This window comes from Mycobacterium sp. IDUB_5 (assembly GCF_055419565.1).
Genome location: NZ_JBVAXX010000003.1, coordinates 746,406 through 771,441, shown reverse-complemented (window position 1 = coordinate 771,441; position 25,036 = coordinate 746,406). Strand labels below are relative to the sequence as shown.

Sequence of the window (25,036 nt, the reverse complement as noted above, 5' to 3'; positions counted from 1 at the left end):
CATGCGTTCTCCCACCTTGGATCCCGATGCCGCCGCGCGAGTCGCCTCCTTCGGCGTGCCGACGCCGATGCGCACGCGCGGGCTCGCCGCCGTGCGGGCCGGCGTCGAATCGGCGCCACATCCGCCGATGCCGCCCATGGCGCACATCGACAACTACACCGCACCCGGTCCGGGTGGGCGTCCCCTACCGGTGCGGTTGTACCGCCCGACGACCTGCGCACGGTCCCCCGTCCTCGTGTACTTCCACGGCGGTGGACTGGTGATGGGTTCCAACCATTCGTTCGAACCGTTGGCACGGGAATTGGCCTGGGCCAGCGGTGCCGCGGTCGCTGCCGTCGACTACCGATTGGCTCCCGAATCTCCGCCACCGGCACAGTTAGACGACGCGTACGCGGCCACCGAATGGATTGCCGCCAACGCCGACAGGCTGTCCCTCGACGCGCAGCGGCTGGCCGTCGTCGGCGACAGCGCCGGTGGATCGCTGGCCGCCGCAGTGGCTCTGGCCGCCCGTGACCACCGTGGGCCTGCCATCGCGGTACAGGTCCTGCTCTATCCCGGCCTGGATCGCGACATGGGCGCCGCCTCTATCACCGCCATGACCGATGCACCCATGCTGGCCCACGACGACATCGTGTTCATGCACGAGATGGTCGACGCAGGCACCGCGGCGCACTCCCCGTATCAGGTCCCGGCGCACGCCCCTGATCTGAGCGAGCTGCCCTCGGCGATCGTCGTCACCGCCGAGTGCGACCCGATTCGCGACTGGGGGGAACGGTATGCGGGCCGGCTACGCGACGCCGGCGTGCAGACCACTCTCACCCGATATCCAGGCACCTATCACGGCTTCCTGATGCGTTCAGACGCGACTGCACGCGGGCGACTGGCCGTTGCGGAGATCGGCGCGCTGCTGCGCGCGAAGTTCGCCCATCCCATCACCTTTTCCGCGCGTCCCGATGACCGGACGTTCACCCCACCGCCGGCTGCGGCGGTGCCCACAATCAACGAGCAACTCATCAAAGGAGAACACGATGCTGACTGACGAGCGCCGCCAGGAATTGTCCGATGTGCTGCGGCCGGTTGCGCCGCCGCGCGAGCTCACCGACGTCTACACCGCCGATCAGCGCGAACGCCTCCTCGACGTCGTGCGCACGCAGGGACCGTGGAAGCTCATCATCGCCCAGCACTTCGCGTCGGCCGACGAGTTGATGGCGACCATGAGCGGAGCCTTTCCCGAGGGCTTCGAACCGACGCTGGATCTGTTCCTCACCCCCACGTTCCGCGGCTATCTCGCCAACTACGGCACCGTCCTCTACCCCGAGCTGCACGACTGCTTCTACAACGCCACGTTCGTCGAGCACGCCAAGCGGTACTGGGGTGCCGAGTACGCAAAGCCTGAGATGATGCTGTTCAACATCAACGGTCCGTGCGCGAACCGCGATCCCGGTCACTTGGACTCCCCCAGCTTCCGCGGTGTCCGCCACGAGAACGCCCCCACTTGGCTCTGCAGCGTGATGGGTAAGTCAGGGCTGTTCGCCGACTACCTTATCAAGATGGCACAGGTCATCACGTGGTTCTCCCTCGACGAAAGCTCCGGTTTCACGTATTGGCCCGACGGTCCGCTGAAGCCGCCCGCGCGGGTGCTCCCGCCGATCAACAACCGCGGCGTCGTGGTTCAGAACGAGATGATGGTGCACCGTGGAGAGGCGAATGGCCCCTTGGACCAACAGGTTCCGCCTGGCCTCGCCTTCGACACGGTGTTCACCGGCGATCCGGCTGACCGCGATGGGTGGCTGCTGAAGAACGGTGAGGGCGTCATCGCGCGCCACCGCACCGACGAATTGCGCTTCTTGGTGCATTGGTCAGCCGAAGTGTTCTCCGACTACGACGAGCTGAAGAAGAACATGGACGGGTCCGACGACCTGACCATCGACAAGGCCATCGACATGATGGTCGACGACCTGAGCGCCAAGGGCGTCAAGCTCGACATCCCCAGCAACCCGTTGCACGATCCCGCATTCATCGGAGCGCTCAACGCCGCCTACGACCTGGGCGGCCCGACCAGTTATCCCGAAGACGCCCCGCTGAGCGCATTCCAGATGGCATAGCGCCACCAATAGCGAAAGGCACACTGGCATGGAACGTTTCGTTGACCGGCGAGTCATCGTGACCGGCGCCGGCTCAGGCATCGGTGCGGCCACCACCGCTCGGATGCTCGACGAGGGCGCCACCGTGGTCGCTTTCGACATCTCGGCCGATGGCTTGGCCGCCACGGCCGCGGCGGCGACCCAGGCCGGCACCGACAAGCAGTTGACCACCGCGGTGCTCGACATCTCCGTCGAAGACGACGTCATCGCCGCCGTCGACACGGCAGTCACCGACCTCGGCGGGCTCGACGTCCTGGTCAACGTCGCAGCGATACAAATGTGTTCACACACGCACGAGACCAGCCTGGCCGAGTGGAACCGAACGTTGGCGGTCAACCTGACCGGCACCTTCCTGATGACCCGTCAGTCGCTGCCGGCGTTGCTGGCCTGCGGGCGCGGCGTGGTGGTCAATTTCACCTCTACTGCAGCCACATTCGCGCATCCGTACATGGCAGCCTACGCGGCCAGCAAGGGCGGCATCCTCAGCTTCACGCACGCGCTGGCACTGGAGTACTCCAAGCAGGGACTGCGCGCGGTCAACATCCAGCCCGGCGGAGTGTCGACCGCCTTGGCCAACAGCACCTTGGACAAGATGCCCGAGGGCTACGACCTCGGATTGTGGGCCAAACAGACCCCGCTGCTGCACGGAACCGAGAACGGCATCCTAGGTGATGCCAGCGCGGTCGCGTCGGTGATCGCCATGGCGGCGTCCGACGACGGCGCCTTCATCACCGGAACGGAGATCCGTGTCGACGGCGGCGCGCACGCATGACCGCTGATGTACAGATGTTGCTCGACGAGCGCGCCGTCGAGCGGGCACTGATCTCCTTCGCCCGAGCCATGGACGACCGCGACTGGTCGGTCATGGCCGGACTCCTCGACGAACACGCTCAGGGCGATTTCGGTACAGGCCCCCTGACCGGATCTGCTGCGATCATCGATCTGATCCGTGGGTTCCTCGATGCCTGCGGCCCAACTCAACATCTCCTGGGCAACATCGTCGTTGACGTGAGCGGAGATGTCGCGGTGAGTCGCGCCTACGTCAGAGACGTACACCTGAATACCGGGGCTGATCCGTCGGAGCGCTTTTACACGCTCGGCGATTACCGCGACAGGTGGCGCCGCGATGCAACCGGGCGATGGCGCCTCACCGAGCGGATCAAGGTCAACCGCGCTCATGTCGGACCGCTCGAGATCTTCGGCAGCTAGGCGTAGTCCGCAGGCGGGCCGACGCCCTACCGGAATCACCTGACGCAGGACGGGGCGCCGGGGATACCGGGCTCAACAGGGGTCCGTCGGGTGCGGAATCGCCGGCGGATCAGTGTCCATGATCAGGACGGAACCGCCGCGCACCGCGTCGGTGATCGAGTCCGCCAGTGCACTGCACGTCAGAAACAACCGGCCGCCGTGAGGCTCCAATTCGGCTGCCTGGCAACGCTCCTGGCATCGCTGCGACGCGGCGGCCGTCCACTGCACGCTGGTCTGATTCCAGCTGCTCTTGCGCACCTGCACACCCGCATCGCACCGCCGACAGGTCACCGACATCATCGGAAGGTCGGCCAGCCGGTTGTCAGGGCGGACTGTCATCCGGCCGTGACCGCGGCCGAGCGCGCGGCGATGTTGGCTTCCACTTCCTTCATCCACGCCTCGGTGGGCCGCGTGGTGTCGAGTTCGAATTCGAAGCGATCCACCATTTCCGGGGTGACGTCGGCGACGTCGACGTAGAACTGTTCGTACCACCGGCGCAGCTGATAGACCGGACCGTCCTCCTCGACCAGCAGCGGATTGTCGATCCGGGCCTTGTTGCGCCAGATCTCGACGTCCTGCTCGAAGCCCATCTTCACGAAGTCGCCCAGCGCGACTGCAGTTTGCACCGCGAGTTCGTCCGGCATGAACGCGTTCTTCTCGACCACGATGCCGTACTGCAGCACAAAAGAATTCGCATCGATCGGATAATGGCAGTTGATCAGCACGGTGCGTTGGTCGAAATCGCCGTAATGGTAGGTCAGATCGTCGATCATGAACGAAGGGCCGTGGTAGGACGCCAGCGACGTCGTGCCCGTGAGCTTGGATCCTTCGGGATCGCCGAGATCGGGGCGGCCGGCACTCTTCATGTACTGCGTCGCGACGTGGCCTTCGAAGATGTTCTTGAAGTGGGTGGGCAGCGAGCCGTGGATGTAGAAGAAGTGCGCCATGTCGACGACGTTGTCGATGATCTCCCGGCAATTGGTGTGCACGACCGTGCTGTACCAATGCCAGTCAGTCCACGCATCGCTCGTGGCGCCCTCGATGCGCGGGATCGCGACGTCTGCCGGCGGCGCCTTGCGCTCGGGGTCGTTCCAGATGAACAACATGCCGTCTTGTTGGAGTGTGGGCCACGACGCCGTGCGCGCCAGCCGCGGAGTGCGCTTGCTGTAGGGCACCAGCTTGCAGCGACCGTCCCCGCCCCAGCGCCAATCATGGAAGGGACACGCGATCTCGTTGCCCTTGATCGTGCCCTGCGACAGGTCTCCGCCCATGTGACGGCAGTAACCGTCCAGGACGTTGATGACGCCGTCCTCACCGGCGAAGACCACGAGCTTCTGCCCGAAGGCGTTGATCTGGTGCGGTCGACCGTCGGTGAAGTCGCGGATCAACCCCAGGCAGTGCCATCCCCGTGCGAATCTGGCCGGGACTGAACCTGCCTCGATGAGCCGGATGCTTTCGGCGTCAGCGTGCGTCGTCGTCATCAGGTGCCGTCCTTAGTCGGTGCGGTGTGGGCTTCTCGGTCCCATCCAACTGCTCGCCCACGCTGTCGTCAGGCACGCGTTCCGCTCACCAGGACACGGGAAATCCGCCACGCAGAACCACGCTTATCGTCACCCCCGTGACCGCCCCTCGCCATCAGACCATCCCTGCCGGTTTGACCGTCTCCGACACCGAGGTCGACCTGTTGGTCGTCGGTTCGGGCACCGGCCTCGCCGCCGCACTCGCGGCCCACGAGCGAGGCCTCTCAGTACTCGTCATCGAGAAATCCGGGGTGGTCGGCGGCTCCACCGCACGCTCGGGGGGAGCGCTGTGGCTGCCGTCCAGCTCCGTCATCGCAGAAGGCGGCGGCAACGATCCGTCGAGCCGCGCTGAGACCTATCTACGTGCGGTGGTGGGCGATTCCGCGCCGGAAGCTCGATCATCGGCTTATCTGAAGCAACTGCCCGCCACCATCGACATGCTGCGGCGTACGACGCCGATGAAGCTGTTCTGGGCCAAGGACTACTCCGACTACCACCCCGAGGCAGCCGGCGGATCAGCGGCCGGGCGCACCTGCGAATGCCGGCCTTTGGACACTGCGATGTTGGGGCAGTACCGGTCCGCGCTGCGGCCGGGGGTCATGGAGGTCAGCATCCCCATGCCGACCACCGGCGCCGACTACCGATGGCTGAACCTGATGAGCCGCGTGCCGCGGAAGGGCATCCCGACCATCGCGAAGCGGCTGGCTCAAGGCGTCGGCGGCCTGCTCCTGGGTCGTCGCTACGCCGCGGGTGGCCAAGCGTTGGCGGCGGGACTGTTCGCCGGCGTGATCTCGGCGGGCATCCCGATCTGGCTCGACACCACGCTGACGTCTCTGACCACCGAAGGCCCCCGAGTCACCGGTGCGATCATCGAACACCGCGGCACCAGCTACACGATCGCGGCCCGCCGCGGCGTGGTTCTCGCCGCAGGCGGATTCGACCACGACATGGACATGCGTCACAAGTTCCAGTCGGAAAGCCTTGGTGCCCATATGAGTTTGGGGGCAGACACCAACACCGGCGACGCCATTCGCATCGGCCAGGACATCGGCGCGGACATCGCGTTGATGGACCAGTCATGGTGGTTCCCTGCGGTGGCACCACTGCCCGACGCCGCGCCGGCGGTCCTGCTCGCCGAGCGCTCCCTGCCAGGGTCGTTCATCGTCGATCAGCAGGGTCAGCGATTCGCCAACGAATCGGCGGACTACATGAGTTTCGGCCAACGCATCCTGGCCCGGGAGAACGCCGGCAATCCCGTCGAAACGATGTGGATCGTGTTCGATCAGCAGTACCGCAACAGTTATGTCTTTGCCGCAGAGCTGTTCCCACGCATGCCCGTTCCACAGCATTGGTATGACGCCGGCATCGCGGTCCGTTCCGAGGACTTCGCCGAACTGGCCGCCAAGATGGAGGTTCCGGTCATGGATCTCCAGACCACCGTCACCCGATTCAACGAAAATGCCGCCGCCGGGCAGGATCTCGACTTCGGGCGCGGTCGCAGCGCCTACGACCGCTACTACGGCGATCCCACCGTCGTCCCGAACCCGAATCTTCGCCCGCTCGTCAAGGGTCCGTTCTACGCGGTCAAAATGGTGCTCAGTGACCTCGGTACCTGCGGCGGCTTGCGTGCAGACGAGCGCGCGCGAGTACTGCGCGAGGATGGCACCGTCATCGACGGCCTCTACGCTATCGGCAACACCGCGGCCAACGCTTTCGGACACACCTATCCCGGCGCCGGGGCGACCATCGCGCAGGGATTGGTCTATGGCTACATCGCCGCACTCGACGCCGCGCAACGCAAGCCCGTCCAGGTCTGAGGCGTCCGGCTAGTCGGCGTCCTCGGCTTCGACCTGCTTCTCGATCTCGTACCAGAACGTCGGGTCCGGCCACGGAATCTTGGCATCCTCTCCGACTTTCGGGAAATTGGCTTCGGCCTCGTCGAGATCCTTGATCAGCTTCAGCGTCAGTTCCCGTTCGGAGGTGTAGTACCGATCGGCCCAATCCAGAGCGATCTTGGCGTATGCCCACGATGGGTCCGCTCCGGCCCACCGGGCTTCCTTGGCGGCGTCGCTCTGCATCTGGTCGACGTAGGCGATGTGTTCCTGGAGCATGACCTTGAGCGCCGCGGGGTCGCTGAGGTGACCCAGCGTGATCCGAAGGATCGCTGGATGTTTCAACGACGGAGGCTCCACAGGGGCCTCGCGGGCCCACTGGGTGGCCGCGTCCAGTCCCGATCGCGTGATCTTGTAGAGCCTACGGGAGCGTGTGCCGTTGTTCTCCACCCGCGAGGTCAAGTATCCGAGCTTCTCGAGTTTCTTCAACTCGGAATAGATCTGGCTGTACGCGGGACTTCCGTAGAAGAACCGCATGCTCCAGTCGATCCACTTGCGGATGTCGTACCCGGACAGTTCCTGCTCGTACGACAGCAAGCCCAGCAGAGCCCAGCTGGTGGCTGCCAGCTGGGGCTTGCCCGAGGGTTCGGAATCTGTCACTTGTCGAGCGTAACAACCGAGGTCATCCCACTGCTGGCGACGAACCGCTGGATGGGACGGGCCGTTGCGGGCCGGCGTCTCGCCCGACGATCGTTGAGTGGCCACCACCGAAGGGACGCAATCGCGATGCAATCCGATGCTTCAGACGCGGCGCCGGCGCGGCCGGCGCCGAAGGACATGCGGGCTGTGCTCGGCCATTTCTGCACCGGGATCGCCGTGATCACCGGCCACGACGGCCGCAGTCCGCTGGGTTTCACGTGCCAGTCGGTGACGTCGGTGTCGCTCGACCCGCCCTATGTGTCGTTCTGCCCTGCTCTGTCCTCGACGAGCTGGCCGGCGATCCGCGCGACCGGGCGACTGTGCATCAACGTCCTGGCCGATGACCAGGAAGCCGTCTGCGCGCAGTTCGCGTGCCGCTCCGACGACAAGTTCGCCGGCGTCGAGTGGAGACCCGCGGGCAACGGAGCGCCGCGCATCAACGGTGCGTTGGCCACTATCGAGGCTGATGTGGAGTTCGAGCACCATGCTGGGGACCACACCATCGTCGTCGCCCATGTCACGGCGCTTCAGGCGCACAGCGGCCGACCACTGCTGTTCTACCGCGGCGGATTCGGCGATTTCGCCGATCGGATAGGCGAAGCGATGTCGGTGTCGTGACTGGCGCCGACCGCCACGTTCCAGAAGCGCTCTACCGCGGGTTGACGGACTCGGTGCGCCGTCTGGTCGACGCGACGATTCGCAGCAAGGCAGACCCAGCCACCCTGGTGGCGGCGAAAGCCGCGATCGATGCCGCTTCCGACGACCTGAGCCGTGAGCCGCTCGTGGAGTCCCTCGGTGTCCAGCCGGCACCCGACGGATCGCACCGAGCGTGGGGCAATGTCGTCATCGGACTGCGAAACCCGTTCGCCCCGCCGCTCGTCGTCCACCACGATGCCGACGGCCGCGTGTGGGCCGATGTCACGCTCGGCGCAGCCTACGAGGGTCCGCCCGGACACGTGCACGGCGGCATCTGTGCGCTGCTACTCGACCACATGTTGGGGGCTACGGCCCACGAGCCTGGTCGCCCGGCGGTCACCGGAACACTGACCGTCCGTTACGAGAGGGGCACCCCACTCGGCCCGCTGCACGCCGAGGCGCACATCGACAACGTCGAGGGTCGCAAGGTCTTCGCCGTCGGGCACCTCGCCACCGACGCTGGCATCACCGTCCGTGCGCAGGGTGTGTTCTTCCGTGAGAGTCGGTGCTGACCGCCGAAGACGTCCGTCCCGGCCTGATCAGTCACCTCGTGCCGCTCGGCACAGCAGTCGCGCCGCAACGGAATTGGCGGGATTCAACGCATATGAGTCATGTGACCTCTTTGACGAAATACACCCTCGAGTAGCCGTCGTCGACGCGGCGATCCACCTCGACGTAACCGAGGTGGGGGTAGAGCGCCAGGTTCTCCGTCATCGCGGCATTCGTGTACAGACGGACCTCGGAGAGGCCGCGATCACGGGCCCGCTGCTCGGCGACGTCCAGCATCACGCGTCCAAGGCCGCGGCCCTGATGCTGCGGGGCGACTGCGACGCTGTCGACGAAGACATGATCGGAGTACTCGACGAGTACGAGAACACCGGCGATGCGGTCGTCGTCGATCACCACGTGCACGTGATCGGTGGTGCCGATCAGCTCGTCGTAGTCCACGGTCATGGGGGCCGGCGGTCTGCCGATGCGGGCGATGTAGGGCTCATACGCCTCGGTGATGATCCGCCTCACGTCGGCGGCGTCAGCGGGCGTGGCCGTCCTGGTCTCCGGGATACCCCTCACAAGGGGTGATGCTGCCATCGGCGGTGATTCACCGCCCGCCGCAGCGCCTCCGGTCTCGACAGCACCAGGCGAGGACTTCCACATCGAGCGGTTCAGAAGGCGAAAGTGCAGATTCCGCCGAGATTGGGGTAGAGATCCATGACCTTCAGTCGTGGATCGTCAGCACCGACCCACACCCTCCATGAGCCGTCGGGGGTGCACCACACTTCGACCTTATCCGTCGACCCGACCAGTGATGGAATGACCCGCGACACGACAAGCGTCGGGCCGACGACGGTGATCGCCACCAGCCCGAGCGAGGCGGCGAACTTTTTGCCGTAGGGCAGGCTGGAGAACCAGGACCCAAAGCTGTCGCCCCACCTCACATCCCCCATGAGCTGACGATAAACGCATGCGGCGCAACAAGAAACAGGCCAGAGCTCTGAGCTCTGGCCTGTTCTCAACCGGTGGAGCTGCCGGGAATCGAACCCGGGTCCTACGGCATTCCCTCAAGGCTTCTCCGTGCGCAGTTCGCTATGTCTCTACTCGGATCTCCTGATCACGCGAACAAGTCAGGATGACGATCCCAGTCGCTGTTTGATGTCCCCGTACATCCCGCGACCGGATGTATGGGTGGGTCCCTCTAGCTGATGCCAGGGTCCGGGCCGAGGGCGCTCCCGGTCTGACAGACTCACCGTCGCTTAAGCAGCGAGGGCGAAGTCGCGCTGATTGGAATCGGCGCTTAATTGGTTGCAACGACGCTTACGGTGGTCAATTGCCTGCACCGGCACGCTTCCCTTGATTCGATGCGCGAAGTCGAAACCGTTCAGCCCCTCGCACCCCCACTGACTTTCAGCAGGAACGTTCATACTACCGGCCCATCCAACACAATCCAGCCGGTATTTAGTCCGCGGGCAACGCCACGTCCTCACGACCGTCACGGATCGCGCCGTACTCGGCGACGATGTCGGCGAGCGGGGCAGGCCGGCCGAACAGGTAGCCCTGAGCGAATCGGCACCCGGCCGCCAACACCGTGGTCGCCTGGTCGGCCGACTCGATGCCCTCGGCGATCACGTCGAGACCCAGATCGGCGCACAGCCCCACCACCGAGCGATACAGCGTCAGCTCCCGGACGGCTTCCAACCCCACCGCGAGGCTGCGGTCCAGCTTGACGATGCCGACCGGCAACGCATGCAGATACGCCATCGAGTTGTAGCCGGCGCCGAAATCGTCCAGGGCGACACGTGCACCCAGCTCTTTCAGGCGCTCGATCTGCGCTGCCGCATCCGACAGGTCCACGATGGGCAGCGTCTCGGTGATCTCCAACACCAGGCACCCTGGGTCGATCGCACAGTGCGACAGCGTCCGCCGTACCTCGTCCTCGAATCCGGGATGACCCAGTCGCGTTGCGCCGATGTTGACGTGGATGTCGACGTCCAGGCCGGTCTCAGCAACCTGTTGGCACGCCAGCTGCAGCACCATTCCGTCGAGCACAGCACCCAGGTCGGCCGACTCGGCCGCCGCGACGAACGTCTCGGGCGGGATCTGCACGCCGTGCGGCGTCGTCCACCGGGCCAACGCCTCCAGGGCAACCAACCTCTCGTCGGGCAAGGCGACGATGGGTTGGTACACGAGGCTGAAGCCGGCCGGGACGCCGCCGGCGGCGGCACGCAAGGTGGACGGGAAGTCGGCGTGCAGCCCTGCCGGGGCCTGGTAGACCACCACCGTGTCCTTGCCGAGCCGCTTTCCGGCATACATCGAGATGTCGGCTTGGCGAAGCAGGTCGTCGGAGCTCAGCGGGCTCGGCCCGTCTCCGGAGTGCACCAGCCCCATGCTCGCCCGCACCCGCACGGACCAGCCGTGCATCGAGAACGGCTCGCGCAGCGCCACCCGCAGCCGATCGGCGACGATGTCCGGGCTCTCCACATCGTCAGACTGGCTGGCATCGATCAGGACGGCGAACTCGTCGCCTCCGATCCGCGCGAGGGTGTCGGCATCGGAGAGACACGTCGTCAGTCGCTCTCCGACCGCTCTCAGCAGTTCGTCACCGGCAGCGTGCCCATACCGGTCGTTGACGTCCTTGAAGTCGTCGAGGTCGACGAAGATGAGACCGAACTCGCCGTCGCGCATCGCCCTGTCGAGCCGCTGGGCGAAGAGCAGTCGATTGGGCAGTCCGGTCAGCGCGTCGTGCATCACCTGGTGGGCGAGGCGTCTCTGCACCTCGTAGAGCCGGCGGGTCAGCAGGCGCTGCTGTCCCATCGCCGCGACCTGTCGAGCCGCGACGAGGACCACCATGGCCACCGTCGTGCCGACGACCACCGGCCCCAGCCCGTGGCCCGTGAGCACGTGGAAGGCCAACAGAACCGTGATGCCGAGAAACCCCGTGTACGGCAGCACCAGCTGTGCCCAGTCGAGCAGTCGAGCGCGCCCCGCGACCGGCGACGGCGCAGGGTCTCTTGGCCGCATCGACAAGGCGACGAACAGCGGACCGAGCGCCAGGCCCGTTTCGCCCCACATCGCTGCGCCGTGCATGTCCAGCGTGTCGAAGTAGGCGATCATCCGATCCGAAGCCGCAATCAGCACGACCCCGCTGCCCAACTGGAGATAGTTGACGCGGTAGGCATGTTCGGCGCGGTACACCATGCCGGTCACCGCGGCGACCACCACGATGACGAGCTCGGCCATCGCGAACGGTACTTCTACCGCGGCATTCTCGGACCGTGGGAACGACGAGTTCGATAGATTGCCCAGGCCGAAGATCACCAGGATCGCGAACGACGTCGCGGCCACCAACCCGTCCAACAGGGTCAAGAGCGCGGCATGTCCGAGCGAACCGTCCTCCGGCACGCCGACGCGACCTCCGCGCAGCGCCAACACCAGCACCGAGGCCAGCGCGAACACCGGGAACAGCCAGTACAGCACCACCCAGACGGGAAACGCGTCGGCGCCGAGCAGCCACCAGCAGGTCTGACCGGCCAACAGACTGGCGACGGCGCCGACGGCGAGCAGACGCCACCACCGGGCGGTTCCGTGCACCCGGCACACGACGACGAGCCCGTAGACGACGGCGACCAGGCTGGTGAAGCACATCGCGACCGCGGCGATCCGGTGGGCGGCCTCATCACCCCAGGGCGCGAGCGAATTGATCGCCAACACCACAGTGGCGGCGACGACCAGCACGACACGCACCCCGAAGCCCGTGCGGCCACCTCCTCTACGCCCTCGACGTCACCGTCGAGTTACCCCGGATGACGGTAACTAACCGATGGCGATCAGGGCGACGGACGCGAAAGCCAGGATCATTCCGACCACCTGGGAGCGAGTCACCGACTCACGCAGCACCACCACCGCGAGCGCGACCGTCGCCGCCGGATACAACGCGACCAGCACCCCGGTCAACGACAGCAGCGAGGAGTGCAAGGCGAGCAGGGTGGCTGCGTTGGCCACGGTGTCGAGCACCCCGGCGAGCAGCGCCAGGCGCAGCGGGAACCCACGCACCAGGGCGAGGTTTGCCGTGAGCGCGGCGGCGACCACCACGATCACGGTCGCCGCCATACGCCCGAACACCAGCGGCCAGAGCCCCGCCTCCACCGGCACCTGGTCGAGGATCACGAAGTTCATGCCGAACGCGATCCCGGAACCGACCGTCAACCAGGCCACCTTCACGGTGAACCGGTGCGGACGCACGTCGCCGTCGAGGTCCGGATCCGCCTGCCGGCTCACCATCACGACCGCCACCAGCGCCACCACCACGCCGACACCGGCGAGCGCGCTGGGCCGCTCCCCCAGCGCCACCCCGAATCCGACTGGCACAGCCGCGACGAGAACCGACGTCAGAGGCGACACCACGGAGATGGGTCCGGATCCGAGTGCGGCGTAGAACCACCACACCCCGAACGCCTGGCCGACACCGGCGAACAGACCCCACAAGACCGCGGCCCGGCTGATCTCACCGCCGACCGGCACCGCGAGGATCGTCAACAGAACCAGCGCCAGCGGGTAGGACACGATCACCACTCGCAGTGCCGCGACCCGCCGCGAGGCGTAGCCGCCGACGAAGTCGCTGACGCCGTAACCCAGCGCCGCCACCAGCGCGCTGAGAATCCCGGTCAGGAGGTCATGCCCTTGACGCGGCGTCCCAGCTCACGGGTCACCTCGCGCTCGGCATCCCGGCGCGCCAGATCCTGACGCTTGTCGTGAGCTTGTTTACCGCGGGCCAACGCCAGCTCGACCTTGACCTTGCCGCCGGTGAAGTACAGCGACAGCGGCACCAGCGTCAGATTGCCGTCGCGGGTGCGTCCCACCAGGTTGTCGATCTGGCTGCGGTGCAACAGCAGCTTGCGGTTGCGTCGCGGGGCATGGTTGGTCCAGGTGCCGTGGTGATACTCGGGGATGTGCAGGTTGCGCAGCCAGATCTCGCCGTCGTCGACGGTGGCGAAGGCATCGGCCAGCGATGCCTGCCCCTCCCGCAGGCTCTTGACCTCGGTGCCCATCAGCGCGACGCCGGCCTCGAAGGTCTCGAGGATCGTGAAGTTGTGGCGCGCTTTGCGGTTCGTGGCCACCACTTGGTTGTTGGTGTCCCTGACGCCCTTGGTCTTCTTGGCCACCGCTACCGCCGCACGTAGAGGCGCAACGTGACATACGAGGTGATCCCGGACATCGCGAGGCCGAGCAGAAGCATCCACGGTGCGCTGTAGTACAGGACGTCGGCGTAGTCCACCCTGGCGATCAGATTGGCTTGATAGAACTGGTCGAGCGCGCTCTCCAGGAATAGCGCCCGCACCGCGATCAACCCCGCGATCGCGATCACCACCCCGACGAACGCCGCGAGCATCGCCTCGAGCAGGAACGGCAGCTGGGTGTACCAGCGTGTGGCGCCGACCAGTCGCATGATGCCGATCTCGGTGCGACGGGTGTAAGCCGCGACTTGGACCATGTTGGCGATCAACAGCACCGCGCCGACGGCCTGCACCAACGCCACCGCGAACGCGACATTGCTGATGCCGTCGAGAACCGCGAACAGCCGGTCGATCAGGTCCTTCTGGTTCAACACGTTGAGCACGCCGGGTTGGCCGATCATCGCGTCGTCGAAGTCCTTGTGCTGTTCGGGATCGTCGAGCTTGACCACGAACGACGCCGGGAACGCATCCTTGCCCGCGACGTCCCTGTACTGCGGGAACTTCCGGATCGCGTCGTCGTACGCCTCGTCGCGGTTGAGGAAGCGCACCGAACGGACGTCGTCGCGATCCTCGATCGTCTTGCGCAACGCCTTGCAGGGGTCGGCGTCACAGGTCGGGTCGTTGGCCGACACGTCGTTGGTGAGGAACACCTGGCTCTCGACCCGGTCGAGGTAGATGGCGCGCGACTGGTCGGCGAGCCGGACGACGAGGAGACCGCCACCGAACAGACCGATGGAGATCGCGGTGGTGAGCACCATCGCGATCGTCATGGTGACGTTGCGGCGAAGCCCGGTCAGGACTTCGTTGACGAGAAAGCCGAAGCGCACTAGCGATCCATTCCGTAGACGCCGCGCTGTTCGTCGCGAACCAGCCGGCCGAGTTCGAGTTCGACGACCCGCTGGCGCATCGAGTCGACGATGTGGTGGTCGTGGGTGGCCATCAGCACCGTCGTACCGGTGCGGTTGATCCGCTCGAGCAGATCCATGATGTCCTTGCTGGTGTCCGGGTCGAGGTTGCCGGTGGGCTCGTCGGCCAGCAGAACCAGCGGCCGGTTGACGAACGCGCGGGCAATGGCCACCCGCTGCTGCTCACCACCGGACAGCTCGGCCGGGAGCCGGTTGGCCTTGCCCGACAACCCGACCATCTCGAGCACGTCGGGCACCACACGGTTGATGGTGTCGGACCGCTTGCCGATCACCTCGAGCGCGAACGCGACGTTCTCGAAGACGGTCTTCTGCTGCAGCAGCCGGAAGTCTTGGAACACGCACCCGATCACCTGGCGCAAGCCGGGGATGTGACGCCCGGACAGCTTGTTCACGTGGAACTTCGACACCCGGATGTCACCTGCGGACGGATGATCCTCGCCCAGCAGCAGACGCATGAACGTGGACTTGCCTGACCCGGACGGACCGATGAGAAAGACGAACTCACCCTTGTCGATCTTCAGCGAGACGTTGTCGAGCGCTGGACGCGCAGACGACTTGTACTGCTTGGAGACATGGTCGAGGGTGATCATCACGGCACGCCAGTGTAGCGGGGAGGGATGCGGACACCGCATCGCCGGACGGGTGCCGCGTGGCTCACTGAGGCGGTAACGCGGTCGTGATCGCAGGCGCGCCGGGCGGCGCGACCGACGTCGGCGCCAGAAACGGCGGCGCCTGAGTGAACGTGATCGGCCCCAGCGGGCCTGGCCCGTCGGGATCGATCACCGTCGTGGTGGCACCGCCGGGCGCCGTGCCGGTCGTGCTGGGCGGGGCCGAGGTCTCCGACTCCGACGGTGTGGGCGTCGGCGACGGAGTCGTCGTGGTGGTCGTCGTGGTGGTCGTCGTCGTCGTGGTGGTGGTGGGCGGTGCGACGTTGGTGCGCGGCACCCAGGTGTAGGCGGGGTCCGGCACGAAACCCGGGGGCACCACCTGAGTCGGATCGGTCTGCGTTCCGCTCGGCGCAGGTTGGAAGGTCTGGTTCACCCAGAACAGCGCGATGAACGCGAGGATCAGCGTCGCGGTCGAGGTACGCATCCTGCCGCCGAAGATGTAGTTCGGCCACGTCTTCGTGCTGCCGGCCCGCTTCGGGGCCAGCCATTCGAGCCACCTCACCGCTGCGTCTCCGGATCGGCGTCCGCAAGAGGGGCACCGTCAGCGCGAGCCGGGTGCGGGATCGCCGCGACGACAGGGGCCGGCTCTCCGGGCGCGACGATCCCAGCGCGCCGCAGGGCGCGGATCACCAGCACCCGCAGGCGTCGGCCGACCTCGAACTGTTTACCGGGCAGCGTGCGGGCCACCATGCGCAGATTCACCGTCTCCAGTTCGATGCTCTCCACGCCCATCAGCTGGGGCGCATCCAACAGCAGGTCCTTGAGTTGTGTGTCGTGCAGCGCCCTGTCGGCGACGTCGTGCAGCACGTCGTTGACCTCGTTGAGGTCCGCCGACACCGGCACGGGGATGTCGATAACCGCCCTGGCCCAGTCCTTCGACAGGTTGACCGTTTTCACGATCTGCCCGTTCGGGATCGTGAACATCTCCCCCTCCGAGGAGCGCAGCTTGGTGACGCGCAGCGTGACGTCCTCGACAGTGCCCTCGGCGGGGGCGGCGATGCCGGCGACGGTCAACGCGACGAGATCACCGAATCCGTACTGCTTCTCGGTGATGATGAAGAAACCCGACAGCAGGTCCTGCACCACTCGCTGGGCGCCGAAACCCAACGCGGCGCCGATGACCGCCGCGGGGGCGACCAGAGACCCGACCGGGATGGCCAGGATGTCGGTGATCTGCACCAGAACCATCACCAGCAGCAGGCCCACCGACACGTAGGAGATCACCGAGGCGACGGCCTGCCGGTGCTTGGCGCTCTCCGAGCGCACCAGCTGGTCGCTTTCCTGGTACTCCGCGTCGATACGGCGGGTGACGCGCTGCGCGGTCCAGTTGATGAACCGGGCCGCCAGCAGCGCACCGACCAGCAGCAGCGCGATCCGCACGCCACGGTCGAGAATCCACACGCCGATGTCGCCGCGCCAGAAGCCGTGCCACCGCGAGGCGAAGTCGAATGCCAGGAGCGTGCTGTTCACGGGTTACTCGTCGTCGTCTTTCCTGTTGCGCCACCGGATGCCGGCTTCGAGAAACCCGTCGATGTCACCGTCGAGGACGGCGCCCGGGTTGCCGACCTCGTATTCGGTGCGGAGGTCTTTGACCATCTGATAGGGGTGCAGAACGTAGGACCGCATCTGGTTACCCCAGGAACTGCCGCTGTCACTCTTGAGGGCGTCGAGTTCGGCGCGTTCCTCCTGGCGTTTGCGTTCGAGCAGTTTGGCCTGCAGCACGCGCATCGCCGACACCTTGTTCTGCAGCTGCGATTTCTCGTTCTGGCAGGTCACCACGATACCCGTCGGGATGTGGGTCAGCCGGACCGCCGAGTCCGTGGTGTTGACCGACTGACCGCCGGGACCGCTCGAGCGGTAGACGTCGACGCGGATGTCGGTTTCGGGGATGTCGATGTGATCGGTGGTCTCCGTGACGGGCAGGACCTCGACCTCGGCGAACGACGTCTGCCGGCGACCCTGGTTGTCGAACGGACTGATGCGCACCAGCCGATGCGTGCCCTGCTCGACCGAGAGCGTGCCGTAAGCGAACGGGGCGTGCACCGCGAAGGTCGCGCTCTTGATGCCGGCCTCTTCGGCGTAGGACGTGTCGTAGACCTCGACGGGGTACTTGTGCTGTTCGGCCCAGCGGACGTACATCCGCATCAGCATCTCCGCCCAGTCGGCGGCGTCCACGCCGCCGGCGCCGGAGCGGATGTTGACCACAGCCTCGCGCTCGTCGTACTCCCCGGACAGCAGCGTGCGGACCTCGAGCGCCTCGATATCCTCCCTCAGTTGCCGCAGTTCCGCATCGGCCTCCGAGGCGGCCTGGGTGGCCGCGTCGCCATCCTCCTCGGCGGCGAGTTCGTACAGCACCGGAAGATCCTCGACGCGCTGGCGTAACTCCTCGATCCGCCGCAACTCGTTCTGGGCGTGCGACAGATCGCTGGTCACCTTCTGCGCCCGCGTCTGGTCATCCCAGAGCTTCGGATCGGACGCCTCCTCCTCGAGCGTTGCGATGCGCCCGCGAAGGGCCTCGACGTCGAGAACACGCTCCACTGTGGTGAGCGTGGAGTCGAGGGCGGCGATATCGGCTTGACGGTCAGGATCCACGGGAGTTCAGGGTACCGGTCCGCGCGTTCTCCTCGACCGACGCCGACTGCGTTCTAGCATCGGGAGGCAACCTCGTCCGGCTGCGGCGCGACAGCCCTCTGCGCGTGGCCGGGCCGCGACAGAAGGCAGCCCACATGCCCCCTTTGCGTCCCTATCACGTGGCGATCGTCGGCTCGGGACCATCCGGGTTCTTCGCCGCGGCCGCCCTGTTGAAGGCCGCCGACTCCGACGACCTCCATCGCGATGTCTGTGTCGACATGATCGAGATGCTGCCCACCCCGTGGGGGCTGGTGCGCTCCGGTGTGGCGCCGGATCATCCGAAGATCAAGTCGATCTCGGCCCAATTCGACAAGATCGCCGCCGATCCGCGATTCCGGTTCTTCGGCAACGTCGTCGTCGGCGAGCACGTCCAGCCCGCCGAACTCGCGCAACGCTACGACGCGGTCGTTTACGCCAACGGCGCACAATCCGACCGACCGCTCGGCATCCCGGGTGAAGACCTGCCGGGCAGTGTGGCCGCGGTCGACTTCGTCGGCTGGTACAACGCTCATCCGCACTTCAAGGACATGACCCCGGACATCTCCTCGGGCCGCGCCGTCGTGGTGGGCAACGGCAACGTGGCGATCGACGTGGCCCGAATCCTGGTCAGCGATCCGGATCTTCTGGGCGAGACCGACATCGCCGACCACGCACTGGACTCCTTGCACGAGCGCGGCGTGGAGGAGGTGCTGGTGATCGGGAGACGCGGTCCGCTGCAGGCGCCGTTCACCACGCTCGAGTTGCGTGAGCTCGGCGATCTGGAGGCGCTCGGCGACGTCGACGTGGTCATCGACCCGGCCGACTTCGCCGACATCACCGACGAGGACCTCGATGCCGCGGGCAAGACCGTGCGCAACAACATCAAGGTGCTGCGAACCTACGGGGAACTGGAGCCCACAGGGGCCAAGCGCCGCATCGTCTTCCGCTTCCGCACGTCACCGATCGAGATCAAGGGCGACGGCAAGGTCGAGTCGATCGTGCTGGGCCGCAACGAGTTGGTGCGCGGTGAGGACGGCAGGGTGTCGGCGCGCGACACCGGCGAGCGGGAGGAAGTCCCCGCGCAACTCGTCGTGCGCGCCGTCGGGTACCGCGGCGTGCCGATGCCCGGCCTGCCGTTCGACGACCGGTCGGGCACGATCCCCCACACCGACGGGCGCATCGAGGGCAGCCGCAACGAGTACGTCGTCGGCTGGATCAAGCGCGGCCCCACCGGGGTGATCGGCAGCAACAAGAGCGACTCCGCCGACACCGTCCACACGCTGCTCACCGATTTGGCGGCGGCCGAGCCGACCGATCGGGGTGTCGATCACGCCGCGAACGTCAAGCAGTGGCTTCTGGAACGTCAACCCAAGCTGGTGACCAACGATCACTGGCGGCTGATCGACGAGCACGAGCGCAGCACCGGCCAGGGGTCGGGACGCCCGCGGGTCAAGCTGACCAGCGTCGAGGAGCTACTCCGGATTGGGCACGGGTGAGGAGAACGCCCACTTCTCCGGGTTGCGCGGCGAGTACACGACGTCGATGAGCTGACCCATCGTCGGCCAGGCGTTCACGTCCACGACCATCCTGGTGTAGACGGTGTACTCGTTGACCGTCGGACCGTTGATGACGCCGGTGATGGTGACGAACTGCTCGCCGGTCATGTCGGTGGGACGCGGACTCACCCCGGTGACCAGCAGGGTGCCCGGCACCCAGTCATTGCCCGCACCGCGCTTGCGCATGATCCGGGGTGCCGCGACGAGCACGATGGCACCGATGATGAGGAGCATGATCGCGAGTTCGGCCACACCGCCATGGTAGGACTCCACATATGAGCACCCCCGACATCGCCGACGACCTGGCCCTGGCCCTCACGCTCGCCGGGGAGGCCGATGCACTGACGATGCAGCGTTTCGGCGCGGTGGATCTTCGCGTCGAGACGAAGCCGGACATGACTCCGGCGACCGACGCCGATCTGGACACCGAGACCCTGCTTCGGGAACGGCTGGCCGCGGCGCGCCCCGCCGACTCGGTGTTCGGCGAGGAGTTCGGCGGTACCAAGGACTTCACGGGCAGACAGTGGGTGCTGGATCCGATCGACGGCACCAAGAACTTCGTCCGCGGGGTTCCGGTCTGGGCGACGTTGATCGCGCTGCTCGTCGACGGAGTGCCGGAGGTCGGCGTGGTGAGCGCACCCGCGCTGGCGCGACGCTGGTGGGCCGCCACCGGCCAGGGCGCCTTCAATTCGTTCTCGGGTCCGGCCGGGACGACGCGGCCCATCTCGGTGTCCCGTGTAGCCGACCTCGGATCGGCCAGCCTGTCCTACTCCGATCTGACCACCGGGTGGGAGTCCATGCGCTCGGCGTTCGTCGACCTCACCGACGCGGTGTGGCGCACCCGCGGCTACGGCGATTTCTGGTCGTATTGCCTGGTCGCCGAGGGTGCAGTCGACATCGTGGTGGAGCCGGAGGTGAAGCTGTGGGATCTCGCCCCGCTCGACATCCTGGTCCGGGAGGCGGGCGGTCGCTTCACAGACCTCTCTTCTCAGCCGGGGCCGCACGGCGGCAGCGCGGTGGCGACCAACGGTCTGCTGCACGACGCCGTGATCAGCGCCGTCTCCGGTGTGAATTAGGCAACAATCGCAATACCTTACTCATAAGTCAGTTTCGATACCTTACTCTGGAGTCAGTTAGCGCGCTCGCGCTTCTTCGACAACTGACGGAGGCAGCTGACCGATGACGAACACCCTGCCGTCCAAGCAATCCGGCCGCGAGAGCGGCGTGGGCCTGCAGAAGCACAAGAGATCGGCCACCGATGTCGGGATTGCGCTGATCACGCCGTTGCTGGGCCAGGAATTCCTGGACAAGTACAACCTGCGCGACCCGCTGAACCGGGGGCTGAAATACGGCGTGAAGCACGCCTTCTCCGCCGCGGGCGCCACCACCCGCCAGTTCAAGCGCGTGCAGGGTCTCGGCAAGCCCGCGACGCGGCTGAAGCCCAGCGGTGCGGACTACTTCGACCTCACTCCCGACGACGACCAGAAGATGATCGTCCAGACGGTCGAAGAGTTCGCCGAGGAGATCCTGCGTCCCGCCGCGCACGACGCCGACGCCGCGGCCACCTATCCCCCGGACCTGATCGCCAAGGCCGCCGAACTGGGCATCACCGCGATCAACATCCCCGAGGACTTCGACGGGATCGCCGAGCAGCGCAGCACCGTCACCAACGCGCTGGTGGCCGAGGCCCTCGCCTACGGCGACATGGGTCTGGCGCTGCCGATCCTGGCGCCCGGCGGCGTCGCATCGGCCCTGACCCATTGGGGCAGCGCCGAGCAGCAGGCGACCTACCTTCCGGAGTTCGCGGGCGAGAACGTGCCGCAGGCGTGCGTCGCGATCGCCGAACCGCATCCGCTGTTCGACCCGACCGCACTGAAGACCACAGCGGTGCGCACCCCGAGCGGCTACCGGCTCGACGGCGTCAAGTCGCTGGTGCCGGCCGCCGCCGACGCCGAGCTGTTCGTCATCGCCGCACAGCTGAACGGCAAGCCGACGTTGTTCCTGGTCGAATCGTCGGCCAACGGACTGGCGGTCACCCCCGATCCGAGCATGGGAATCCGCGCGGCCGCACTGGGTCGCGTCGAACTCGACAAGGTCACCGTGCCGCTGAGCGCCCGCTTGGGCGAGGACGCCAGCGAAGCCGACCACGACCGCAACTACTCCGAGGCCATCGCGTTGTCGCGGCTGGGCTGGGCGGCCCTGGCCGTCGGCACCTCACACGCCGTACTCGACTACGTCGTGCCTTACGTCAAGGAGCGCGAAGCGTTCGGCGAACCGATTGCCCACCGCCAGTCAGTGGCGTTCATGTGCGCCAACATCGCGATCGAACTCGACGGCCTGCGCCTGATCACCTGGCGCGGCGCCGCGCGTGCCGAGCAGGGGCTCTCCTTCGCCCGCGAGGCAGCACTGGCCAAGAAGCTCGGCACCGACAAGGGCATGCAGATCGGCCTGGACGGTGTACAGCTGCTGGGCGGCCACGGCTACACGAAAGAACATCCGGTCGAGAGGTGGTACCGCGACCTGCGGGCTCTCGGCGTCGCCGAGGGTGTCGTCGTTCTTTGACCAGCCGCGTCCCCTGACCAGCAGCGTCCTCTGACCAGCTGCATTCTCTTAGAAAGGCGAGACCAACATGGCGATCAATCTGGAAATGCCGAAGAAGCTGCAGGCGGTCATCGAGAAGGGCCACCAGGGTGCGGCGGAAATGCTTCGACCGATCTCGCGCAAGTACGACCTGCGCGAGCACGACTACCCCGTCGAACTCGACACGCTGGCAACGCTTTTCGAGGGCATCTCGGAAGCGAACACGATCTCGTTCGCCGGGGCGCAGGGGCTTAGCAAGGACGGCGACGGCCCGAAGGGAAACGTCAACGGCGCCAACATGTCTGCGCTTCTCAACGCGCTGGAGGTGAGTTGGGGCGACGTGGCGCTGCTGCTGTCGGTGCCCTACCAGGGCCTCGGCAACGCGGCGATCTCGAGCGTGGCTACCCGGGAACAGCTGGAGCGGCTGGGCAAGGTGTGGGCCGCGATGGCCATCACCGAGCCGGGCTTCGGTTCGGACTCCGCGGCGGTGTCGACGACGGCCGTCCTGGACGGGGACGAGTACGTCATCAACGGCGAGAAGATCTATGTGACGGCCGGATCGCGGGCGACCCACATCGTGGTGTGGGCGACGCTGGACAAGTCCGTGGGGCGCGCGGCGATCAAGTCGTTCATCGTGCCGCGCGACCACCCCGGCGTGACGGTCGAGCGGCTCGAGAACAAGCTCGGCATCAAGGCCTCCGACACTGCGGCCATCCGGTTCGAGAACGCCCGCGTTCCGAAGGAAAATCTGCTCGGCAGCCCGGAGATCAAGGTGGACAAGGGCTTTGCCGGGGTCATGGAGACCTTCGACAACACCCGCCCGATCGTGGCGGCGATGGCTGTCGGCGTGGCCCGAGCGGCACTGGAGGAGCTGCGCAAGATCCTCACCGACGCGGGCATCGAGATCTCCTACGACAAGCCGGCGCATGCGCAGAGCGCTGCGGCCGCCGAGTTCCTGCGGATGGAAGCGGATTGGGAGGCGGGCTACCTGTTGACCGTGCGCTCGGCGTGGCAGGCCGACAACAAGATCCCCAACTCCAAAGAGGCGTCGATGGGCAAGGCCAAGGCCGCTCGCGTGGGTACGGACATCACCCTCAAGGCTGTCGAAATGGCCGGCACGACAGGCTATTCCGAGCAAACCCTGCTGGAGAAGTGGGCCCGCGACTCGAAGATCCTGGACATCTTCGAGGGCACACAGCAGATCCAGCAGCTCGTGGTGGCCCGTCGCCTGCTCGGGTTGTCCTCAGCTGAACTGAAGTAGTCAGTCGCTCAGCAGCTGCTCGAACAATTCGGCTCCTCGGACGGCCCCTCCTGTCGCGACGAAACCCTCGGCGACTCGGGTGGCCCCGGCGCGCATCGTCATCGCCTCGTGGATCTTGCGCCGCAGCCTGGGCGTCGACAAGCGCAAGGCGTGCAGACGCGTGCCGCACCCGGCGACCTGGGCGCGTCGCGCGACCTCGAATTGGTCTCGGCCGTAAGGAACCACACAGACCGGAACGCCGCGGGCCAGCGCGCGCTGTGTGACTCCCATGCCTCCGTGGGTGACAGCACACACCGAGCGTGCCAGCACGAGGTCGTGGTCGACGAAGCGGCGGACCGTCACGCCGGGTTGATCGGCGAACTCGTCGACAGGCCCCGCGGGCAGCGTGGCCACGACGTGGACGTCGTCGGCGCCCAGCGCTTCGATGGCAGTGGTCACCAACGTGGCGTCGTTCTGCCGCTCCGACGACGTGGTCACCAGGACGATGGGGCGCTCGATCGCCTCGAGCCAACTCGGCGGCTCGACCGCCACCTGCTTCGGTATGCAGGGACCGATCATGTGCACGTTCGTTCCCCAGTCCCCCGGGTACTGGAACGGCGGCGCCGTGGCGAGGAACAACAGTGGCGCCCGCCGCAAGAAATCGTCAAGGGTGGCGACCGGTTCGACTCCGGCCTGCGCGCGCATCGCGTTGATCGCCGTCACCGCCGGTCGTTGCAGAGGGCCGTTGATGACGGTGCGGACTACGGAGTCGCGCCATCGGCCGAGGGCACCGGACATCGGAGGCAACCCCAATCCGAACGGCGGTACGCGCTCGACGTCGAGCGCCGGAGAGTACGGCGAGAAGGTCGCCCACGGCAGACCCGATGTCTCGGCTACCATCTGCGCTCCCCAACAGTTCACATCGACGAGCAGGCCGTGAGGCGCGACGGTATCGATGGCGGAGCGGAAATCGGCCACCTCGAGCGGCGCACGACGGGCGAATACGGATATCGAACTTCGCAGTGCTGCAACAGGATGCGAGGCCTTCCAGTCGTCCATTTCCACAGCCTCGATGCGCGGATCGATCGGTGCTGCCGAAAGGTTCTGCGCGCCCGCCGCCTCGACACCTGAGGCCAGCGTCCTCACGTGAACTCGGTGGCCGCGGGCAGCCATCTCACTCAGCAGAGCGGACATGGGCAGCATGTGGCCCAGCGCGGGCGACGTGTAAGCGAGGATGGTTGCCATCACCGACGCTGACCCAGGTCGTGGCCCGGCTGTCGAGTGCGGACACACTGGGCACTGAGCTTGTGCATCCATTGGTCCATGGACGCCGTGCCAGGTCCGCGACCTTGCCACAGAGCGATCATCTCGTCGACCTCGTGCTTGTGCTCTCCCTTTGCCGGGATGGGGATCACCGGCGCTCCGCAGACGTCGCGAAACCGCGAGCGGGCCCGCAGGTCGTTGTCGCACGACCCGCAAGACGAACCTGCCCCGACCTCCGGTCGCGTCATCTCCCGTCTTCCCCACGCCCCCGCTCACGATGATCGCGCGTGACGCGGCTTAATTGGCCGCAACGGCAAAAATCGGG

The 25,036-nt window shown here is 66.4% G+C and carries 26 protein-coding genes and 1 other RNA gene; 11 read left to right on the top strand and 16 right to left on the bottom strand.

The features are described from left to right. Window position 1: 1 nt before the first annotated feature. From ACZY1G_RS12945 to ACZY1G_RS12930, 4 genes are read left to right on the top strand one after another with little or no spacing between them, the layout of a single operon-like run. Complete coding sequence (locus ACZY1G_RS12945; RefSeq protein WP_463822590.1) at window positions 2-1,039, top strand: alpha/beta hydrolase; 1,038 nt, start codon at window positions 2-4, stop codon at window positions 1,037-1,039. After that, window positions 1,029-2,105: a hypothetical protein gene (locus ACZY1G_RS12940; RefSeq protein ID WP_463822589.1), complete on the top strand. Its 1,077-nt coding sequence runs from the start codon at window positions 1,029-1,031 to the stop codon at window positions 2,103-2,105. Before ACZY1G_RS12945 ends, ACZY1G_RS12940 begins: the two co-directional genes overlap by 11 nt. Before the next feature lie 28 nt (window positions 2,106-2,133). Then, window positions 2,134-2,916, top strand: coding sequence for an SDR family NAD(P)-dependent oxidoreductase (locus tag ACZY1G_RS12935; RefSeq protein WP_463822588.1), 783 nt, complete (start codon window positions 2,134-2,136; stop codon window positions 2,914-2,916). A gap of 14 nt (window positions 2,917-2,930) precedes the next feature. Further along, window positions 2,931-3,353 (top strand): nuclear transport factor 2 family protein, encoded by a 423-nt coding sequence (locus tag ACZY1G_RS12930; RefSeq protein WP_463822625.1) that lies wholly within the window; start codon window positions 2,931-2,933, stop codon window positions 3,351-3,353. 72 nt (window positions 3,354-3,425) lie between these two features. Here ACZY1G_RS12930 and ACZY1G_RS12925 read toward each other — a convergent pair whose 3' ends face one another. Then, entirely contained in the window at window positions 3,426-3,731 is a 306-nt protein-coding gene (locus tag ACZY1G_RS12925) for a ferredoxin (protein WP_463822587.1), read from the bottom strand. Next, the gene (locus ACZY1G_RS12920; protein WP_463822586.1) at window positions 3,728-4,873 is read right to left on the bottom strand and encodes a Rieske 2Fe-2S domain-containing protein; all 1,146 of its coding nucleotides are present in this window, start codon (window positions 4,871-4,873) and stop codon (window positions 3,728-3,730) included. The genes ACZY1G_RS12925 and ACZY1G_RS12920 overlap by 4 nt, the downstream gene beginning before the upstream one ends. Before the next feature lie 137 nt (window positions 4,874-5,010). Between ACZY1G_RS12920 and ACZY1G_RS12915 the strand changes: the two genes are divergently transcribed. Next, window positions 5,011-6,729, top strand: coding sequence for a 3-ketosteroid-delta-1-dehydrogenase (locus ACZY1G_RS12915; protein ID WP_463822585.1), 1,719 nt, complete (start codon window positions 5,011-5,013; stop codon window positions 6,727-6,729). Between the two features lie 9 nt (window positions 6,730-6,738). On the opposite strand, the gene ACZY1G_RS12910 is transcribed toward ACZY1G_RS12915, so the two are convergent. Continuing rightward, a complete protein-coding gene (locus ACZY1G_RS12910) occupies window positions 6,739-7,404 on the bottom strand; it encodes a PadR family transcriptional regulator (RefSeq protein ID WP_463814705.1) in 666 nt (221 codons plus the stop codon). A 126-nt stretch (window positions 7,405-7,530) separates the two neighbouring features. Here ACZY1G_RS12910 and ACZY1G_RS12905 point away from each other — a divergent pair, with 126 nt between their 5' ends. After that, the gene (locus ACZY1G_RS12905) at window positions 7,531-8,061 is read left to right on the top strand and encodes a flavin reductase family protein (protein WP_463822584.1); all 531 of its coding nucleotides are present in this window, start codon (window positions 7,531-7,533) and stop codon (window positions 8,059-8,061) included. Further along, window positions 8,058-8,651, top strand: a complete 594-nt coding sequence (locus tag ACZY1G_RS12900; protein WP_463822583.1) for a PaaI family thioesterase — start codon at window positions 8,058-8,060, stop codon at window positions 8,649-8,651. Before ACZY1G_RS12905 ends, ACZY1G_RS12900 begins: the two co-directional genes overlap by 4 nt. A gap of 97 nt (window positions 8,652-8,748) precedes the next feature. Here ACZY1G_RS12900 and ACZY1G_RS12895 read toward each other — a convergent pair whose 3' ends face one another. The 11 genes from ACZY1G_RS12895 to prfB form a co-directional block, all read right to left on the bottom strand. Beyond that, window positions 8,749-9,210, bottom strand: coding sequence for an N-acetyltransferase family protein (locus ACZY1G_RS12895; RefSeq protein ID WP_463822582.1), 462 nt, complete (start codon window positions 9,208-9,210; stop codon window positions 8,749-8,751). Window positions 9,211-9,302: 92 nt separating this feature from the next. Then, window positions 9,303-9,584 carry a hypothetical protein gene (locus ACZY1G_RS12890; protein WP_463822581.1) on the bottom strand — a complete coding sequence of 94 codons (282 nt, stop codon included), beginning with the start codon at window positions 9,582-9,584 and terminating at the stop codon, window positions 9,303-9,305. A 70-nt stretch (window positions 9,585-9,654) separates the two neighbouring features. Continuing rightward, window positions 9,655-10,023: a transfer-messenger RNA gene (ssrA, locus tag ACZY1G_RS12885) on the bottom strand. Window positions 10,024-10,092: 69 nt separating this feature from the next. After that, a complete protein-coding gene (locus ACZY1G_RS12880; RefSeq protein ID WP_463822580.1) occupies window positions 10,093-12,369 on the bottom strand; it encodes a putative bifunctional diguanylate cyclase/phosphodiesterase in 2,277 nt (758 codons plus the stop codon). 78 nt (window positions 12,370-12,447) lie between these two features. After that, the gene (locus ACZY1G_RS12875) at window positions 12,448-13,302 is read right to left on the bottom strand and encodes an EamA family transporter (protein ID WP_463822624.1); all 855 of its coding nucleotides are present in this window, start codon (window positions 13,300-13,302) and stop codon (window positions 12,448-12,450) included. Further along, window positions 13,299-13,796, bottom strand: a complete 498-nt coding sequence (gene smpB / locus ACZY1G_RS12870) for an SsrA-binding protein SmpB (protein WP_463814695.1) — start codon at window positions 13,794-13,796, stop codon at window positions 13,299-13,301. Before smpB ends, ACZY1G_RS12875 begins: the two co-directional genes overlap by 4 nt. 2 nt (window positions 13,797-13,798) lie before the next feature. Next, entirely contained in the window at window positions 13,799-14,695 is an 897-nt protein-coding gene (ftsX, locus tag ACZY1G_RS12865; RefSeq protein WP_463822579.1) for a permease-like cell division protein FtsX, read from the bottom strand. Beyond that, window positions 14,695-15,384 (bottom strand): cell division ATP-binding protein FtsE, encoded by a 690-nt coding sequence (gene ftsE, locus ACZY1G_RS12860; RefSeq protein WP_463814893.1) that lies wholly within the window; start codon window positions 15,382-15,384, stop codon window positions 14,695-14,697. The genes ftsX and ftsE overlap by 1 nt, the downstream gene beginning before the upstream one ends. 64 nt (window positions 15,385-15,448) lie before the next feature. Then, window positions 15,449-15,886, bottom strand: a complete 438-nt coding sequence (locus ACZY1G_RS12855) for a hypothetical protein (protein ID WP_463822623.1) — start codon at window positions 15,884-15,886, stop codon at window positions 15,449-15,451. 74 nt (window positions 15,887-15,960) lie between these two features. Then, window positions 15,961-16,932 carry a mechanosensitive ion channel family protein gene (locus ACZY1G_RS12850; RefSeq protein WP_463814693.1) on the bottom strand — a complete coding sequence of 324 codons (972 nt, stop codon included), beginning with the start codon at window positions 16,930-16,932 and terminating at the stop codon, window positions 15,961-15,963. A gap of 3 nt (window positions 16,933-16,935) precedes the next feature. After that, window positions 16,936-18,054, bottom strand: coding sequence for a peptide chain release factor 2 (gene prfB / locus ACZY1G_RS12845; protein ID WP_463814691.1), 1,119 nt, complete (start codon window positions 18,052-18,054; stop codon window positions 16,936-16,938). Between the two features lie 134 nt (window positions 18,055-18,188). Here prfB and ACZY1G_RS12840 point away from each other — a divergent pair, with 134 nt between their 5' ends. Then, window positions 18,189-19,568, top strand: coding sequence for an FAD-dependent oxidoreductase (locus ACZY1G_RS12840; protein WP_463814690.1), 1,380 nt, complete (start codon window positions 18,189-18,191; stop codon window positions 19,566-19,568). Here ACZY1G_RS12840 and ACZY1G_RS12835 read toward each other — a convergent pair. Beyond that, window positions 19,545-19,880 (bottom strand): hypothetical protein, encoded by a 336-nt coding sequence (locus ACZY1G_RS12835; RefSeq protein WP_463814689.1) that lies wholly within the window; start codon window positions 19,878-19,880, stop codon window positions 19,545-19,547. The two genes, ACZY1G_RS12840 and ACZY1G_RS12835, sit on opposite strands and share 24 nt — an antisense overlap. 23 nt (window positions 19,881-19,903) lie before the next feature. Here ACZY1G_RS12835 and hisN point away from each other — a divergent pair, with 23 nt between their 5' ends. From hisN to ACZY1G_RS12820, 3 genes are all read left to right on the top strand, one after another. Next, complete coding sequence (hisN, locus tag ACZY1G_RS12830) at window positions 19,904-20,704, top strand: histidinol-phosphatase (RefSeq protein WP_463822578.1); 801 nt, start codon at window positions 19,904-19,906, stop codon at window positions 20,702-20,704. A 103-nt stretch (window positions 20,705-20,807) separates the two neighbouring features. After that, a complete protein-coding gene (locus ACZY1G_RS12825) occupies window positions 20,808-22,190 on the top strand; it encodes an acyl-CoA dehydrogenase family protein (protein ID WP_463814687.1) in 1,383 nt (460 codons plus the stop codon). A 67-nt stretch (window positions 22,191-22,257) separates the two neighbouring features. Then, the gene (locus ACZY1G_RS12820) at window positions 22,258-23,469 is read left to right on the top strand and encodes an acyl-CoA dehydrogenase family protein (protein ID WP_463814686.1); all 1,212 of its coding nucleotides are present in this window, start codon (window positions 22,258-22,260) and stop codon (window positions 23,467-23,469) included. Here ACZY1G_RS12820 and ACZY1G_RS12815 read toward each other — a convergent pair whose 3' ends face one another. Beyond that, on the bottom strand, window positions 23,470-24,693 hold the full coding sequence (locus tag ACZY1G_RS12815; protein WP_463822577.1) for a glycosyltransferase: 1,224 nt from the start codon (window positions 24,691-24,693) through the stop codon (window positions 23,470-23,472). Window positions 24,694-25,036 lie beyond the last annotated feature (343 nt).

What these genes read in the sequence shown, in the direction of transcription:
- ftsE (WP_463814893.1), bottom strand. Translation starts at nt 15,384, where the DNA reads ATGATCACCCTCGACCATGTCTCCAAGCAGTACAAGTCGTCTGCGCGT.
- ACZY1G_RS12825 (WP_463814687.1), top strand. Translation starts at nt 20,808, where the DNA reads ATGACGAACACCCTGCCGTCCAAGCAATCCGGCCGCGAGAGCGGCGTG.
- ACZY1G_RS12820 (WP_463814686.1), top strand. Translation starts at nt 22,258, where the DNA reads ATGGCGATCAATCTGGAAATGCCGAAGAAGCTGCAGGCGGTCATCGAG.
- ACZY1G_RS12855 (WP_463822623.1), bottom strand. Translation starts at nt 15,886, where the DNA reads ATGCGTACCTCGACCGCGACGCTGATCCTCGCGTTCATCGCGCTGTTC.
- ACZY1G_RS12815 (WP_463822577.1), bottom strand. Translation starts at nt 24,693, where the DNA reads ATGGCAACCATCCTCGCTTACACGTCGCCCGCGCTGGGCCACATGCTG.
- ACZY1G_RS12945 (WP_463822590.1), top strand. Translation starts at nt 2, where the DNA reads ATGCGTTCTCCCACCTTGGATCCCGATGCCGCCGCGCGAGTCGCCTCC.
- ACZY1G_RS12890 (WP_463822581.1), bottom strand. Translation starts at nt 9,584, where the DNA reads ATGGGGGATGTGAGGTGGGGCGACAGCTTTGGGTCCTGGTTCTCCAGC.
- hisN (WP_463822578.1), top strand. Translation starts at nt 19,904, where the DNA reads ATGAGCACCCCCGACATCGCCGACGACCTGGCCCTGGCCCTCACGCTC.
- ACZY1G_RS12935 (WP_463822588.1), top strand. Translation starts at nt 2,134, where the DNA reads ATGGAACGTTTCGTTGACCGGCGAGTCATCGTGACCGGCGCCGGCTCA.
- ACZY1G_RS12920 (WP_463822586.1), bottom strand. Translation starts at nt 4,873, where the DNA reads ATGACGACGACGCACGCTGACGCCGAAAGCATCCGGCTCATCGAGGCA.
- ACZY1G_RS12940 (WP_463822589.1), top strand. Translation starts at nt 1,029, where the DNA reads ATGCTGACTGACGAGCGCCGCCAGGAATTGTCCGATGTGCTGCGGCCG.
- ACZY1G_RS12925 (WP_463822587.1), bottom strand. Translation starts at nt 3,731, where the DNA reads ATGACAGTCCGCCCTGACAACCGGCTGGCCGACCTTCCGATGATGTCG.
- ACZY1G_RS12905 (WP_463822584.1), top strand. Translation starts at nt 7,531, where the DNA reads ATGCAATCCGATGCTTCAGACGCGGCGCCGGCGCGGCCGGCGCCGAAG.
- ACZY1G_RS12840 (WP_463814690.1), top strand. Translation starts at nt 18,189, where the DNA reads ATGCCCCCTTTGCGTCCCTATCACGTGGCGATCGTCGGCTCGGGACCA.
- ACZY1G_RS12930 (WP_463822625.1), top strand. Translation starts at nt 2,931, where the DNA reads ATGTTGCTCGACGAGCGCGCCGTCGAGCGGGCACTGATCTCCTTCGCC.